20 protein-coding genes and 2 pseudogenes are annotated in these 15,890 nt (G+C 33.2%); 3 read left to right on the forward strand and 19 right to left on the reverse strand.

All coding sequences use genetic code 11. The annotated features are described in order from the left end of the window. Positions 1-417 precede the first annotated feature (417 nt). A complete protein-coding gene (locus MHB74_RS15710; protein ID WP_061679942.1) occupies positions 418-999 on the reverse strand; it encodes a TetR/AcrR family transcriptional regulator in 582 nt (193 codons plus the stop codon). Positions 1,000-1,222: 223 nt separating this feature from the next. Between MHB74_RS15710 and MHB74_RS15715 the strand changes: the two genes are divergently transcribed. Then, positions 1,223-2,473, forward strand: coding sequence for an MFS transporter (locus MHB74_RS15715; RefSeq protein ID WP_061679941.1), 1,251 nt, complete (start codon positions 1,223-1,225; stop codon positions 2,471-2,473). A 145-nt stretch (positions 2,474-2,618) separates the two neighbouring features. Here the strand turns inward: MHB74_RS15715 and MHB74_RS15720 are convergent, their stop codons facing one another. The 4 genes from MHB74_RS15720 to MHB74_RS15735 form a co-directional block, all read right to left on the reverse strand. Then, on the reverse strand, positions 2,619-3,077 hold the full coding sequence (locus tag MHB74_RS15720; protein WP_061679940.1) for a hypothetical protein: 459 nt from the start codon (positions 3,075-3,077) through the stop codon (positions 2,619-2,621). A gap of 155 nt (positions 3,078-3,232) precedes the next feature. Beyond that, entirely contained in the window at positions 3,233-4,189 is a 957-nt protein-coding gene (locus MHB74_RS15725; RefSeq protein WP_061679939.1) for a DUF3994 domain-containing protein, read from the reverse strand. A gap of 56 nt (positions 4,190-4,245) precedes the next feature. Continuing rightward, positions 4,246-4,575, reverse strand: a complete 330-nt coding sequence (locus tag MHB74_RS15730; RefSeq protein ID WP_061679938.1) for a hypothetical protein — start codon at positions 4,573-4,575, stop codon at positions 4,246-4,248. Positions 4,576-4,676: 101 nt separating this feature from the next. Beyond that, positions 4,677-5,015, reverse strand: coding sequence for a DUF4064 domain-containing protein (locus tag MHB74_RS15735; protein WP_000831563.1), 339 nt, complete (start codon positions 5,013-5,015; stop codon positions 4,677-4,679). 290 nt (positions 5,016-5,305) lie between these two features. On the opposite strand from MHB74_RS15735, the gene MHB74_RS15740 reads away from it, so the two are divergent. Continuing rightward, positions 5,306-6,013: a DNA alkylation repair protein gene (locus MHB74_RS15740; protein WP_061679937.1), complete on the forward strand. Its 708-nt coding sequence runs from the start codon at positions 5,306-5,308 to the stop codon at positions 6,011-6,013. 79 nt (positions 6,014-6,092) lie between these two features. Here MHB74_RS15740 and MHB74_RS15745 read toward each other — a convergent pair whose 3' ends face one another. After that, positions 6,093-6,425 carry a DUF3895 domain-containing protein gene (locus MHB74_RS15745; protein ID WP_061679936.1) on the reverse strand — a complete coding sequence of 111 codons (333 nt, stop codon included), beginning with the start codon at positions 6,423-6,425 and terminating at the stop codon, positions 6,093-6,095. A gap of 306 nt (positions 6,426-6,731) precedes the next feature. Here MHB74_RS15745 and MHB74_RS15750 point away from each other — a divergent pair, with 306 nt between their 5' ends. Beyond that, a complete protein-coding gene (locus MHB74_RS15750) occupies positions 6,732-6,986 on the forward strand; it encodes a SunI/YnzG family protein (protein ID WP_061679935.1) in 255 nt (84 codons plus the stop codon). Positions 6,987-7,169: 183 nt separating this feature from the next. On the opposite strand, the gene MHB74_RS15755 is transcribed toward MHB74_RS15750, so the two are convergent. The 13 genes and pseudogenes from MHB74_RS15755 to MHB74_RS15815 form a co-directional block, all read right to left on the reverse strand. Further along, positions 7,170-7,643 carry an Imm30 family immunity protein gene (locus MHB74_RS15755; RefSeq protein ID WP_061679934.1) on the reverse strand — a complete coding sequence of 158 codons (474 nt, stop codon included), beginning with the start codon at positions 7,641-7,643 and terminating at the stop codon, positions 7,170-7,172. A gap of 91 nt (positions 7,644-7,734) precedes the next feature. Beyond that, positions 7,735-8,232 (reverse strand): ankyrin repeat domain-containing protein, encoded by a 498-nt coding sequence (locus MHB74_RS15760; protein ID WP_061679933.1) that lies wholly within the window; start codon positions 8,230-8,232, stop codon positions 7,735-7,737. Between the two features lie 60 nt (positions 8,233-8,292). After that, the gene (locus MHB74_RS15765) at positions 8,293-8,748 is read right to left on the reverse strand and encodes a YrhA family protein (RefSeq protein ID WP_061679932.1); all 456 of its coding nucleotides are present in this window, start codon (positions 8,746-8,748) and stop codon (positions 8,293-8,295) included. A 254-nt stretch (positions 8,749-9,002) separates the two neighbouring features. Next, positions 9,003-9,473, reverse strand: coding sequence for an Imm30 family immunity protein (locus MHB74_RS15770; protein WP_061679931.1), 471 nt, complete (start codon positions 9,471-9,473; stop codon positions 9,003-9,005). Between the two features lie 179 nt (positions 9,474-9,652). Continuing rightward, positions 9,653-9,928 carry a hypothetical protein gene (locus tag MHB74_RS15775; protein ID WP_061679930.1) on the reverse strand — a complete coding sequence of 92 codons (276 nt, stop codon included), beginning with the start codon at positions 9,926-9,928 and terminating at the stop codon, positions 9,653-9,655. A 238-nt stretch (positions 9,929-10,166) separates the two neighbouring features. Next, positions 10,167-10,292 (reverse strand): annotated as a pseudogene (locus MHB74_RS15780) (LPXTG cell wall anchor domain-containing protein); the annotation flags it as partial. Between the two features lie 329 nt (positions 10,293-10,621). Then, positions 10,622-11,116, reverse strand: coding sequence for a hypothetical protein (locus tag MHB74_RS15785; RefSeq protein ID WP_061679929.1), 495 nt, complete (start codon positions 11,114-11,116; stop codon positions 10,622-10,624). After that, on the reverse strand, positions 11,113-11,697 hold the full coding sequence (locus MHB74_RS15790) for an AHH domain-containing protein (RefSeq protein WP_061679928.1): 585 nt from the start codon (positions 11,695-11,697) through the stop codon (positions 11,113-11,115). The genes MHB74_RS15785 and MHB74_RS15790 overlap by 4 nt, the downstream gene beginning before the upstream one ends. Positions 11,698-11,856: 159 nt before the next feature. Continuing rightward, positions 11,857-12,324: a DUF6985 domain-containing protein gene (locus MHB74_RS15795; protein WP_017673907.1), complete on the reverse strand. Its 468-nt coding sequence runs from the start codon at positions 12,322-12,324 to the stop codon at positions 11,857-11,859. 17 nt (positions 12,325-12,341) lie between these two features. Beyond that, the gene (locus MHB74_RS15800; RefSeq protein WP_061679927.1) at positions 12,342-13,151 is read right to left on the reverse strand and encodes an HNH endonuclease; all 810 of its coding nucleotides are present in this window, start codon (positions 13,149-13,151) and stop codon (positions 12,342-12,344) included. A gap of 122 nt (positions 13,152-13,273) precedes the next feature. Next, the gene (locus MHB74_RS15805) at positions 13,274-13,987 is read right to left on the reverse strand and encodes a pentapeptide repeat-containing protein (RefSeq protein ID WP_048544639.1); all 714 of its coding nucleotides are present in this window, start codon (positions 13,985-13,987) and stop codon (positions 13,274-13,276) included. 19 nt (positions 13,988-14,006) lie between these two features. Then, on the reverse strand, positions 14,007-14,786 hold the full coding sequence (locus tag MHB74_RS15810) for a hypothetical protein (RefSeq protein WP_048544637.1): 780 nt from the start codon (positions 14,784-14,786) through the stop codon (positions 14,007-14,009). 42 nt (positions 14,787-14,828) lie between these two features. Then, positions 14,829-15,677, reverse strand: a pseudogene (locus tag MHB74_RS15815) (ADP-ribosyltransferase). Positions 15,678-15,890 lie beyond the last annotated feature (213 nt).

Below are 15,890 nucleotides of genomic sequence, written 5' to 3' on the forward strand. Positions count from 1 at the left end.
CATAACGATCAAGTATCTATAAAATAAATCCTGTTTCTTTGTACTTTCTCTCTTTGAAAATATTAACATTTTTACATTCTTACGATCTACCATGTGCAAGATACTTGGGAAAACTATTTCAAATTAAAAGACGTTATTGATAATAGCTATAATTTTTGGAAAGACAACTTACAAAATAAAGTGAAACTTTAATCAGTGGGAGTTTTCTTCATCCCCCACTGATTATCAGCCCTCACCAATCGGACTTTTATGGGCAGTTGATCCCCCGCCTAACTTCTTTGCTTTCGCTGAATTTTGAGGCGGGGGTCTTACTGCCCATTAAAGCGGGATAAATAATTATAACAAGTCGATTGCTTATGTTAATAAGCAATCGACTTTCTTATTATCTAATTTGCTGATTAACACCTCAGTCAAAGATCATTTTACTAACGATACTATTATCGATACCGAATTTTCTATAACAGAACGTTCTGGACGTGATTTCATTAACACTGTTAATCCAATTAAGGACGTGACTAATGTTTGCGCTACTGCTTTAGCGTTCAAATCATTTTGTAGTTCTCCTGATTGAATTCCCTTCGTAATTAATTCTTGAAAAATAACTGTAAGATACATTTGATGTTCTCTAGTCAGTACTTCAAATTTTTCATTATGAGGAGCAAGTTCAACCATTGTGTTAATACAAAAACAACCTTTACTAAACTCTTTTTTATATTCCTCTTCCACCATATTTTCAAAGAACGTCCGAATAGCTTCTTTTACAGATTGTTCGTTTTGAAGTTTTGTTCGTATAGTAGCCGCATGTAAATTTGTGTATCTCCTTAATGCCGCTTCAAATAAACCCTCTTTATCACCAAAGGCTGAATATAAACTCGGCTTTTGTATTTCCATTTTAGCAGTTAAATCGCTTAATGAAGTAGCTGCGTATCCCTTCTCCCAAAAAAGTTGCATAGCAGCATCTAAAGCTTTTTCTTCATCAAATTCACGTAGTCGTGCCATTTAAAACCATCTCCTTTCTACAACTGATTATTAAAATTACACATCACCATTTATGTACCAATCGGTATATTATATATCGTATTAGATTATAAACGACATGTCAAAAAATCATAATTAACTCAAAATAAACTTGACATATATATTTCTTCGAGATTATATTTTACTTACAAATAACATACCGTTCGGTACGTTATTTTCGATAATACAAAAAGGAGCTGATTTTATGAATAGTAAAGAAAAAATGGTGACCATTCGAAAACATACTCACACTCAGATACATTCACCTGTTCATGCAACAATGTCTCGTTATATGACTCTATTATTCGCAATTGCTTGCGGGATGGCTGTTGCAAATATATACTTCGCTCATCCACTACTTGATTCTTTATCAAATGAATTTAAGATTAGCCATTCAACTATCGGTATTGTAATTACTATTACTCAAGTTTGTTATGCACTTGGATTACTTTTATTCGTTCCACTTGGTGACTTATTAAACGAAAAGAAACTTATTATTGCGCACATGCTTTTATCCGTTATCGCTTTAATTATAATTGGAGTCGCTCCCTCAACCATCGTACTTTTTATAGGTATGGCCTTAGTAGGAATTCTTGCAACTGTTACGCAAACACTCGTCGCATATGCATCAATTTTAGCTAATCCAGCTGAACGTGGACGCATAGTAGGTTCCGTTACAAGTGGCGTTGTAATAGGTATTCTCCTTGCTCGTACATTTGCAGGCATATTAACGGATTTAGCTGGATGGCGGTCCGTTTATCTCACCTCTGCTATTCTTTTACTCTGCGTAACTTTTTTGTTACACCGAAATTTGCCTACTCTTGAACATAAAAAAGTGACAACTCTATCTTACCGAAAATTAATATACTCTGTTTTCTTATTATTTATAGAAGAACGACTTTTACGCATTCGCGGAATATTAGCATTGCTTATTTTCACTTCATTCAGTATTTTATGGACTTCTTTAGTATTGCCTCTAAGTGCTACACCACACAATCTTTCACATACAGCTATTGGTGCATTTGGTCTTGCTGGAGTGGCGGGTGCATTAGCTGCTACTAAAGCTGGACAATTAGCTGATAAAGGATTAGGACAAAGAACAACTGGCATAGCGTTATCATTATTAACACTCTCATGGCTCCTAATTAAATCTATTAACCACTCTCTATTGTTACTTGTTTTCGGCATTATCCTTTTAGATTTAGCTGTTCAAGCTGTACATGTCACCAATCAAAGCATGCTGTTCACAGTGCGTCCCGAAGCAAGAAGCCGACTTACTGCCAGTTACATGATTTTTTATTCTATCGGTAGTGCAACAGGTGCAATTCTTTCAACAAATACGTATGCAAAATATGGTTGGGATGGAGTATGTATATTAGGTGTATCTGTTAGTGCTTGCGCTCTTTTATTTTGGATAATAACCTTACGGCGATCATCAAAGCTGAAAGAAGAATAATTTATTTATATTTAATACGTGTTTTTCTACAAGACTATAGAATAGCATGTACTTTTTAACACAAATCAACGGCATTTTCATATTAAAATGCCGTTGATTCACAATTTCATGATAAGAGATCCTATACACTATCGAAATACATCTATTACAAATTCCTTTTAACATTTTCAACAATCTCATTTATCGTATTCCGATCAAACTTATCACTAATTTCATATGGATCACGATCTCCTACTAATTGTACGCCTACGATATCATTGCGGTCCTTACCAAATTGCACTTCAATAATAGCTCCCCGCTCTACTTGCTTCCAAACGAGACTTGCTTCATCTTTATTATCTAAAATAATACAGTCCTCAATATTTTCATCAATACCTATTAACTTGTTGCCATCTATAAATCCAACCTCGTATTGTTGACGTTCTTTCGCTTTGCTGCTTACTAATATACCTTTGCTACCATATGAATAATCCATATAATCCTTATTCTCAGATTGTACCGCCTTCGTCTCTTGTGCTTTAGTTTTTTCAGCGTTCCCACAACCCATGATAAGACTAATTGGCATCACCGTAGTTAGTACTACTGTAGTAAATTTCTTTATCATTTATAAGCAACTCCTCATACTTACATTTAAATTCCATTTATCAATTTATTAAATAATAACATGATATAAAATAGGCAAAGCCAACGATAAAATATTAGTTGCATTCCCATAATTTAATTAAGGACCAGGCCATTTAAACCTAGTCCTACATAACTTTACCTTTGCTTCACATATTTAATTGTATTGAATGAAGCCTCATTAAATAATCGTAAGTTTTCCCCATCATAATCTTGAACTTTATATGCTATTTTCTTTTTTTGAATTGTATCTTCTACACCGTCTACTAAACGTTTATTGAGATGTAAATAGATTGTAAAAGCTTCCTTATCATATTCCCAAGTGCCTTCAATATAATTCTTTTTATTTGGATACTCACCTTTACCATACGTTTCAAATGTCTTATCACCTTTTAGAATGAGTGACATAATGAAACCGTCTGTTCCTTTGAATCCCCAATTACCGATTAATTCCGTACCATCTTTCACATTCTTCATAACGTTATCCGTATTAATTCCAGCTTTCTTATCTAACTCTTTCAAATCTTTCACAGATACTGTACCGTCACCGATTTTAATATCTCCTTCAAGATCTTTGAATGCCTTAAGCCAGTAAATATCTCCTTCTTTCACTAACTTTTCGGATTTCTCCATTAACTCTTTATCAGTTTTATCACCTTTTTCTCTTTTTTCTTTTCGGGTGAATACTTCATTTATTAAAGAAAAAGACTCTCTAAAATAACCAATTGCTTTTCCAAAATCCTTTTGTTGATTTACATACTCTGCAGGCGGATCTATCGACTCAAATTTATCTAACACTTTATTTAATTCTTTCACACTATCTACTATATCTGATTTCTTTTTCTTACCGTCAAAAACCTCTCTCATAATGTTGTTATGCTCCGCAAACAACTTATCAAACTCTACCCCTAATTTATACACTTTATTAGGATAGTCTTCCTTTGAAACTTTTTCTTTCTTACTATTAGACTTCGATTCTTTTACTTTAGACTCTTCTGTTTTCTCCTGTTTAGAAGTGTTCGTTTTCTCAGACACTCCACAACCAAATAACAACATGACCGGAACTGCTACCCCTAGTAGTTTCTTTGCATTCATGACTGATTTCTCCTTTTACTTGGATAAATTACTCTTACTATACCCATCCTCTTTTTTTATCTTGTAATTAAAGTTACAATCGCAATAACCCCTAGAATCGGTCCCCAATATTCCATTTTTATAAAAAATAGTGAGTGCTTTTTGGTGAACATAACTTTTTCACCAGTTTCGGCATCTATATAAACTTTCCCATTTGGCTTATTAATATATTTTCCTAAATACCAAGACATAACCCCTGATATAATAAGCATTATTGCCATTGGCCAACTATGGTCTTGAAAATATGTAGCGTCCCCCGTTATAGATCCAAAGATAACCTTACCCAAAAGAGTATTAATAATTACAATAATTGCGACTAAAAAACCCCAACCAGACCAAATAATCATCTATTTCTCCTCCTAAAGCGCACAATTTTGTACCTTATGTTAATTTGAACTCCAAATGAAAACATCGAATAAACCGAATATTCAGACGTGAATAATTACATTTATCCTACATTCGATTCTAACTTTAGTGTTCTAAATGCAAATGAACCAGACATAATTTGTAATATTGTTGGAATAAGTAAAAAGAATAATGACATAAATAACGTAACTATAGGAATCACAATCATACAAACTCCATAAACTTTATTATTAACCTTGTTTACTAAACATGATAAAATAAGCAACCCTATTTGAACCGTTAAAATAATAGAGTAATAAGCTAAAAGTTCATAATCAAAACCTTCCATAATATTAAACGCTACAACTATTAATAGTATGGAAATAATAATTCCTATGATGCCACCAATTAAACCTAGTACGAATTCAAGCGTTCTTTTCAATACAATCCCCATTTTATGAGCCACTAACAACTTGTATATTTTTCCCATTCACCATCATACCAAATATTTATTGGAAAAACTATACATACTTTTCATTCTTCCTTACCTTACAGTGATCTTCTTACCATTATAGATAGCTTGTAGTAGTTACAAAATTAAAGTCTTCAAAATCACTAACTGGTTTCGATACCTTTAGAAAGTAGACATACCTCTTGAATACAATTAGTATTAACATAAGAAATATGAAAGACTTAAAAAGGCTCTTACATGAAGGAAGGAAGTGCACAGCTATGGACTTTAAAACAGTTATGCAAGAACTTGAAACTCTAGGTAAGGAACGAACGAAAAAAATATACATATCTAACGGTGCGCATGAGCCAGTTTTTGGCGTAGCTACAGGTGCCATGAAACCAATCGCTAAAAAAATAAAATTAAATCAAGAATTAGCTGAAGAACTTTATGCCACAGGCAACTACGATGCTATGTATTTTGCAGGCATTATTGCCGACCCAAAAGCTATGAGTGAATCGGATTTTAATCGTTGGATAGATGGGGCTTATTTTTATATGCTATCTGATTATGTTGTAGCAGTAACTTTATCGGAGTCAAATATTGCACAAGACGTTGCTGATCAATGGATCGCAAGTGGGGACGAGCTTAAAATGTCTGCCGGCTGGAGTTGCTACTGTTGGCTTTTAGGAAATCGCAAAGATAATGAATTTTCCGAAAGTAAAATTTCCGCTATGCTTGAAATGGTGAAAGATACAATTCATCATTCTCCAGAACGAACAAAATCCGCTATGAATAATTTCCTAAACACAGTAGCAATTTCATATGTACCACTACACGAAAAAGCAGTCGAGATTGCAAAAGAAGTTGGTATAGTTGAAATCAAACGTGATAATAAAAAAAGCAGTTTGCTACATGCTACAGAGAGTATTCAGAAAGAACTTGATAGAGGAAGACTTGGTTTCAAACGTAAGTATGTAAGATGTTAAATTATCGAAAAAGGTGCCAATCTAAGTAAGATTGACACCTTTTTCATGAGAAAAATGAATGAACTCCCCTTTGTACACCTTATTCGTTAAAAACTTCGTCTTTCAATTTATATACTCTATCTCTTTTCTCATCACTTTTGACAAAAATAAGCTTTTCTTCTTTAACAAACCCTTCTAATAGTAAGCATACTTGCCCATATGCTTTAGGCTTATTCGTTGTGAATCTTTCATCTGATATTTTACCAGCTCGTATTAATTGTTCGCATAACTCAAGTGCACTTATTTCTTCACAATTAATTAATTCTAAAATATCCTTTTGTAGGGGCGATAAAGGTACGGGAATCTCAGCTACCTCCACCTTTTCTCGTTTGTTTTCTTCTTCAAATAAATCTTCGAATGAAATTTGATTCATACTTCTTTTCCTTTCTAACGATTGATTTGTATAACATGAACTGAATCCTATAGCGTATGTATTATTATGTTACCTTTTTTCATAAATCCCAAACTCATGTACATCGTTTCATATAGTATATTTTGATTATACCAAATATACGTTCTGTTTTCTATTGTAGAATTCGTTATAATAGGAATGAAAGTAATTATGAACATTTTTCTCGTTGTTAGTTGTATCCCCCTGTAAAAAAATAGAAATAAAATCTATAAATTTGTATAGTAAAATAATAAGAGTAAAATTTTATTATAGAAAGATTCTGGTAATATGTTAGGTATTCATGTTGAAAAAATAAAAGATGAACTAATTATTTCATGGCAATTCTCTAAAATTCATATTCCATTATGTGAAATCACTGAGGTAACGGAAGATAATACATATGCTGGTGTTGAAGAAAAAAGCACAATCCGAATTGGAACAGCATATGGTACAACTGATCGTATTTTAATTAAGACAGTAAAACAAAATTATTTATTATTCACTACTAATAGAGTATCCATTTTAAATAAAATAAAAGCTTAATTGTTTTTCTTCCTATATTTAAATGTTAAACACCTACATTCTATTATAGGAAACGCTACAAAAGGTTCGTTGATTACTCCTGCTCCTAATTCGGAAGCATATGGTGAAACTATATAACACAAACACCCTAGCTCTTCGCTAGGGTGTTCTTAGTTTTATCTATATACAGTAGTTCTACAATATTCATTTAATTTTATGAACTCCTTGTAATTGACTAAGAACCTCATTGGCAGTGCGCTCAAATTTTTTAGGGTTATCAGCAATAATTTCATTAAGTAAATTAATTACCGTTAGTTGTATATCATGATTCATTCCTACAAGTACTTTAGCATACTCACTTCTACATAAATCACTATTTAAAATTCTTTTGTTTAGTAGCATTGCCCACTCTTTTGCACCCTCAACCATTTTTGGTAAAGCTTTAGGCATCTCTGTTAAATATTTTTCCATTTCAAAACTTTCAATACAATGAACTAGACCAAACATAACCTCTTCCGCTTGTGTTTCATCCTCAAATACTATACACAATTCTTTAATAAGCTTCTCATCAGTACAATCTGCTAAGTTTTCTAATACACTGTCAAACTCTTCACATTCCGATTGATTTTTTAAAAATCTACAACTATATAATCTCTTAACCTCAGATTGAGAGTCCATATAAATTTCTCCTTTTAAATGAATTGGGTAATTAAATTAATATGACCATTAGTTTTCAACTTTTCTATTACATCAATATATGCCTGCCATCTCAAGTGTACATTTTTAAATATTCAGCAATTTCTACTTGCCCTCTTTCAATAGCAAATTCGTAAGCTCCCATCTCTTTCATAGTATCCCCTGTATACTTTACAGTACTATCAATACCATTCTGAACAAGATACTTTACAATATTAAGATGCCCACCATAAATCGCTGAGAATAGAGGATTTCTATTTGGATCACTAACATCTAATATTGCACCATTATCAAATAAGTACTCTACAATACCAATTTCACCTTCACTAGCTGCATGTGCAATAGGTGCTGACTTTGGTACACCTTCATTACGGTTAATATCCATACCAGATTCAACAAGAAATTTTATCATATCCAGTTTACCAGCTCTAGCCGAAACATGTAGCCAAGTTCCAAACGTCGTTACAAAATCAAGTAAACTTTTATCAGTAATAATGATCTCTTTCGCTTGTTCTATATCACCATTGTCAATTAAATCATAGATTTTTATCGCTTTTTCCTTACTTTCCATAGAATCCCCCTGCATTATTTTCATCTAGCTTAAACAGTTAGACATTGATTACGGATACATTTAGCTAAGTGCTACTGAGAGAGCGGATTTAAGCATAGTATCAAAATCGCAAAAGGTTTCCATATGCTCGCCTGAAGGCTTGTCTAGCTCAACAAATTTCTTTTTTGACACATTATAGCAATACCAAGCTATATCTGAATCTCCGAAAAAAATCAGCTCATCTTCGTCTTGAATTGATTCCCATACTTCATTAGCATCAAAAAAACTATCTACCTGATTTATTGGCTTAAAATCTAAAAAACTTTGGTCAATCCCATATATTATTAATCCATTAAATTCAATTCCATTAACTGTTTGTAAAAATTCATAGTACTGCTGTGGCAGGACATCTTCACCAAATTTTTCTACTACAGATTTACGAAATTTTGATAACTCCTTTTCGTTGATAGGTAAATTGAGTTTTCGATTTCGTTTCTCTCTTATTTTGGATATATGACTAATCTTCTCTCTCCACATAACTTCACCTTCTAATAAATATTCAATCCTTTTCTAGGCTAGAATTACACAAAGTAATCCTCAATAGTACACCCCATTACGAGAATTGGTTTCAAATTGCCCATTGCTTTTGGCGTGCTATTCAAATATTTTTCGAAACCACTCTAGATAGTATTAACCATATGATTTATCTAGATTGATATTTTAATGAAACATATTAAAGCTATTTTCATGATCCTACACGCAAACTTTAGAGTTATTTTATAATTAAAGTATTAAATAACCCCTTTACAAATCAAATCAACTTTTTCAAAATATTGTTGTGGTTGTTTCTCACTTATTTCTTTCAAAATTTTAATAACGTCTTCTTTATTTGTAGTTTTAGCCTTCTTCAATACATTAATAAATGGAATAATAAAATCATCTGAGGCTAGAAGACTTCTATAGAATCTTTTAGCACAATATTTAGCTTGTGGCAAAACAATGCTTATTCCTTCAATAATTTTATTTAAACCATCTTCAACTCCATTTTTTTCGATTATATAAAAAATCGATTCAATTAAATCACCAACAATCGAAGGTTCATCTATTTCATCATGAAATACACTGCACAAATCAATAATTACTTTATTATCTGCCCTTTGCAATATTTCATTTAAGATTTCCTCAAATAGCTCAATACTATCATCTTCATGGTCCAGAAAACGTATTCTTTTTAAAATAAATATCTTTTTTTCTAATGACATTTATTACCCTCCATACTTTGAGTAGGGTTTATTGAAGAGTTTCAAAAAATTTATAGTTTAATAAGTTGCCATAACTTCATAATAGCTCTCCTTATTCTCAAGCATTGTACAAGAATTATTTTTTGCTTTTTGTAAAAAACTTCTCCCTTATTTTATCACTTCTTTTTTTTCCTCTATCACTATCTGTTAGTTAATTCTTTGGCGATTGTTTCAGCTTTATGTAATTCTTCTAATAATGTATGTGGATAATCATTGTGACTGTCCATATATGCACGTACGCCACCCACAATGGTTATTCCCTTAATATCCCCGTTATTCTCTAATATTTCTAACGCTTTCTTATATCTTTTATATATTAATTGTAAAATACCACTATTAATATCTTTCACATAGTCTTTCTCCAACTTATGTATCACGACTTTTACTTGTTGAATTAACTGCCTGTTCTTGTTCACTATGTCCTCCTATTTAATTATCATAAATTTTATTTCTATTTTTCACCACTCCAACAATGGCCTTTCCTCAACTATTACTTGTATCTAGTTCTATACATATATTCCTTAGTAACATTTCGTTTACCAACCAGCATGTTACTAAGAAAAGACCCTCTTTTGAAAAAACGAATCAAAAGAGAGCCTTTCTTTATGACTTTATTTCCTATCCATATCTTCTGTCTAAAAGACTATTTAATAATTATGCATTTCTACGTTTCATAAATAATATTGCTCCAAGAGTTAATAACAAAAGACCGGCTCCGACTGAGAACCACGTAAAGTACATATTTCCACCTGTAGCTGGTAATGTTCCTGCTTTTGATGTTAAAGCACTTGTTGCCTCAAATAGACAATCAAGTGCTTTAAGTTTCATCTGTTTTTAAGCAGCATAAATTTGTAAGTTTTGTAGTAACAGTATGACACCTTTTATATGTGGTAACAACTACTACGTTAAAACTTACGTGTTTGTACGAATTCGTTAGTTTAATATGCATTCCATGGTTTATATTCATCGCCCAGTAAAATGTCATCTCGCCTAAGCTCGTAATTCTTTTTCTATTCTATCATTGCACATAATACTCCATGACGGTACAACCATCATGGAGTATTTACTTTTTAACAGCTTATTCTTTTTCTTTCCACTGCAAATATAATTTATTTTTTATCTGGTGAATATACAATTACTCTCCCTTCTGAATATTCACCTTCCCATCCACAAGGCCATCCCCCAAGCTTATAAACCTCAAAGATTCTTTCATAAAAATTATCAACTTTTCCATTTACTAAACGATTTAGTGCACACATATGTAAATCTCCAATTATTTCTTCAAAAATATCAATATATTGTAATACAAAATCACCTGGATAGTTCTCGGATGATTGAATAATCTCCCTTATAGGACGCTCCATAGAGTTTAAATCATGCTCATATAATTGTCCTATTATCTCCCCACCTTCTGAGGATTTAATATCTTCCCAAACGTTTTCAACCTCATCCAAATCTTGAGACCATGCTAATTCTTGTGCTCTTTCATACTCATTAACCATAACAACATCACGATTTAGAAGGTTTTCATTATGAAAAAGTTGCAAATTTGTAATGAAATTAATAACCTCTTCGACTAATTGAGTGTTTTTTCCGTACTTCATTTATTTATCCACCTTTCCCAAAGTTCTTCAGTAGCACCGCCACCTCTTTGCCAAATCTTTATTTCTTCATTTAATTTTGTCTTGTAAAACTTCTCAATACCAATTTCTAATACCTTTGATTTGTATAATGGCAAGCCACTTTCTGTACCTTTTTTTAATTTTTGTTGCAATTCAAATACTTGTTGTTCCAACTCCTTAATACTTTGATTGATATTTAATTTATCTAACTGATCTTTAACCACATTATTATATACACTATGAAATCCTCTATGCCTAGACAAAGCACTAGGATCTTTTCCTGGTATCGGTAAAAATATCCCGTTATCAGCATGATCCATACCCATTCCAATTTTCTTTAATACCGGATGATTTCTTAAGTTTTTAGGTATTATATGTTGCGCCTGATATCCTTTCCGTGATGCAGAACGCGGAAGCCCCATGGATTCCAATAAATTTTGCCCTAATTTTGTATAACTACCTCCTGTAACCTTTCCAGGGGTACCTGGAATAAGCCTAGTAGCTTCACCCGTACCCTTATCAGATGGATTTACAAATTCAATATCTTTAGGAAAAGACCTCAATGGTATGTACGATAGGAATAACCTTCAAGATTAATTTTTCCATTTGCATAAAAAAACAGCAGAGATTTCTAGTACCTATCTCTACTGTTTTTTCATTAACTTCCAAAACAAACTAATTTTTCATACTCTGTTATGTGTATTTATAACAAATAGTAATGCTTAAATTGCAACATCTTGGTATCCTACCCTAGCTACTTCTTCATTTATTAGACGAATACCTACCCCATTTTCCATGTCCCATGTACAGTCAAATGTTAGTCCAATATATCTGCCTTCAAAGCGTCTAGCAGATGGGACATAAATCCCCACTAGCCTGATCCTTTCAAGAAGCTGATCAATTGTTTCAATTAAAGGATAATTTTCATTATATGAAACATCATACCCAAGCTCATGTCGTTTTTGCTTGTAATAATCTAAAATTGGTTGCAAAATACTTTGTTGAAGATGCCCCCAATTTTGTATTAAAGAATTATACGAAGCATACTGTTTTTCACTAAATTCACCATCTTCTTCACCATCTATCATCAAAGCAATATCGGCTTCTTTGCCGCAAAACTCAATGGTAGTATCTCTACTCCAGACATAATCATATTCAAGCTCACCAAAAACTTCATCATTTATTTTCATTTTAAATTTTCCCCTTTCTATTTATTGGCAAATTCCCCTGGCTTAAACGCTCCTGCATTTATCTCTCCTACGCCGCCAAGATGCCCAAATTTGCCATTTATTTCTGATGGTACAAGTTGGATAGTCTTCACATCATTTAATTCGTGCCACGTTAACTTGTATTCTTCTCGATAATCTGCAATGTCTCCCGCTTTAATTTTCCCAGGAGTCATTCCAAATTTGCTTGCCAACTCTGGTGAATTGTTAAGCTGTTCAGCCAACTTTTGATCTGCTTGTTTAAAATTAATAGTTCTAGCTTTTGTTCCGTGCTTGCCGGTCCCGCCTAACATGTATTCAATTTCAAATTGCGCTTTTGCTACTGGTGAAAAATCAGGAACTCCATTTTTATACTCAATTCCATTAATACCAGCTTCATTTAAGATTTTCTGTAACGTAGGATCTGGTGGTGGTTTTAGGGTACATAAAGACTCACCTCTAACCCCTTCAAAAACGACATTTGAATTCGTTTCTGCGGGTGTTTGCTTGAATCTTGATTCATATGTACTGGCAAATTCCTCTTGCTTGAAGGCTGGTGGAACTTCAGCCTCTCTATTACCCGTACCCTTAACCCCACCACTCTCCAAATCCGAAATCCTACTCTGAATACTCGCCTTTGAGGCATCATGGGCTTCTTGGAATTTCCCGCTATAGTTATAGTTCGTTCCAGATCTAACGACACTTCCATCTGGCATGATTTCTACACCTTTAGCGAATGGGGTTACGGAGTCCACACCTTTTACTAATGTATTTTCAATTATATAATATTCACGACTTAATCTATCTAACAATCCTTAAAAATAATCTATATTGATTTTTACTTATTTATCAATCTCTAATATCTCTAAGAAAAAAGCACTCGCTACCAATCATAGGTTTTCGAGTGCTTAAATGTATATACTTCCCATCATATTTAAATCATTTTTAAGACTTGTTCCTTAACATCTTCGTCAAACTTGGCTCCTTCTACCTTTGCTCCCTTCCAAACTACATTGTCAAGTTTAGCACCGGTAAAATTCGCATCCGTGAAATTCCCATTTAAAAGGATTGCTCCTGTTAAATCTGCGTTTGTAAAATCAGCATTTCTAGCATTTACTTCTGATAAATTTGAATTTCCTAAATATGATTTTTCAAAATGGCCTTCTGTAAGATTCGCGCTGCTGAAATCCGTTCCCGTACAGTCGGCCTGTTTTGCATCTATTTTATATAAATTTGCTCGTCGAAAAGTAGCATGATTTAATATCGTTCCAACTAATTCTCCATATGAAAAATCAACTTCATCAAAACATGTTTCAAAACAACTACTTATATTTACCTTTGCATATTTCATATTGGCTTTAGAGAAATTAGCTTCACCAAATCTACAATCTGCAATATGTATTTCCTCTAAATTACAGCTTCTGAAATCAGCAAACTCAAAATCACAATCAAAAAACGATGCTCTCATTAGTGAAGAAGCTCTTAAATGGACTTGTTTTGCCATGATACCCTCTGCCATCACCTCTGACAAATCAGAAAAAGTAAGGTCTAAATTGCTCATATCTAGCCCATCTATAATTTCATCATTGTATTGAGATTGATTTAATATTTCCATGACTCTTATTCTATCATTATTTTTCTCATCCATGATTAAAAATTCCTTTCATTTAACTTTCCAGATACTCCTTCCAAGCAACATTTGGAGAATAAGTTACAACCATTCGACTTTCATGAAAACTTGGCATGGCCATTACTTGAGCTGGTTCTAAGTATTTCATTACATGTAACCAACTATCAAGTAACATATCTATATCGGCTTCTAATGGATTTTGTAAAAGATCTATACAAATCCCACCCCAATCCAGCTCTGATACGACAGCTGGGCTATTTAGTAATAATTCCTTATCAAACATGTCTAAAATATGACCACTCAAATATGTTCTAGCGCCTATCCCCAAAGGACCGTTAGGAAGAAACCTTACCGGTATAGGTAAGGCAGACATATTCATCCACATATGTAACCGTTCACGTTCAGTATTCCATGGATAAGACGCTTTCCAAAAAATTTGCGACACCCCAAAACGTGGTTTTACAATTTCTGCGATTTGATCGGATAGCTCAAAAAAAGCAGACCATAAACTTTTAGGTATTGATTTATGAAACTCAAACTCAAGATATGACCTATGACTCCAGTTAACTTTAAAGCTTCCTCTATAGTGCACTGCTTTATCACGATACAAGTGTACTTCTGATACTTTACGTTCCAAAATCACCTTTTCAAGAATTTCCCCACGATTATATTCTACACGTACGGTTTCACTGTTACCCCAATGAGTAGGAGCAAATTTTTCATTCGAATCAAACACGTCCAAAAGACGACCTAGTATCTCTTCCTGATTAATCGATACTGTAGGATACATTGCAATTGTAAAATAATTAGGTTTCATTTAAATCCCCCTTAATACTAAAAAGTAAAGTTACATACTTATCTATATTTTTATCCATATACCTCCACCTGGGATATCTGGGTGTGTTTCCCACTTATGTGTCACTTTACCACTATTCGGATCAGTATAGAAAATGTCACTCTCCTTCGCTAAAGGTCCACTTGGTCTTGGATGAGGAGGAATTCCATTCAAATCGGGTTTATCACTTGATATTGTCACAATATGACTTCCACTTTTATCTTCGAGCATCTCTCTTTCAGCACGCATTTGACTGTCATTATGAATAACGTGTTCTTTGTCACTTATTTTGTGTTTGTGATCATGAACTAAATCGATTTCATCCTTAGCATTACGACCTATACTATCTGGACGCGTAAGATGCCCTTCACTGGATGTATACGTAACAACCTTGCCAGAGTTATTGTCCTCTAATGTACGATTTAGGTGTTCTCCCAAAGCTTTTCTCCCTTTTATTTCTTCTTCTCTTCCACGCTCTTGGCTCTTTCTTAAATTTTCAGTCCTAGCATCCCAATCTTTACGCTCTAAAGGTTGTTTCGTTTCTTCACAATGACGATCATATCTAATATCATCTGCTGCTTTATAATCTCCTCGCGCTTTAGCTTCATCTATTTTCTTTCGATAATATTTTTCTCTTTCCTGAGTTAGCGTAATTTTGTTTGGGTTTACGTTACTACCCGTACCCTTAACCCCACCACTCTCCAAATTCGAGATCCTACTCTGAATACTCGCCTTTAAGGCATCATGGGCTTCTTAGAATTTCCCGCCATAGTTCGTTCCAGTTCTAGCGACACTTCCATCTGGCAGTATTTCTCCAGCTTTAAAGATTGGGGATACGGAGTCCGCACCTTTTGCTAATGTATTTCCAATTATATAATACCAGTAATTTGGGTTAGCCTTAATTCACAAAAATAATTTTTAAAATTTTATAGCATGCCTATCTATAAAAAAGCACTTGTTGCCTTTCGTAGACAATCAAGTGCTTTAAATTTATATGTTTTTAAGTAGTGTTTAATTTGTAAGTTTTTTAGTAACAGTTCGACAGCCTTTACATGTTGTGACAAATACTAGGTAAAACTTACAAGT

Origin of the sequence: Bacillus sp. FSL K6-0069 (assembly GCF_038007785.1) — a bacterium.
GTDB classification, from domain to species: Bacteria; Bacillota; Bacilli; order Bacillales; family Bacillaceae_G; genus Bacillus_A; species Bacillus_A mobilis.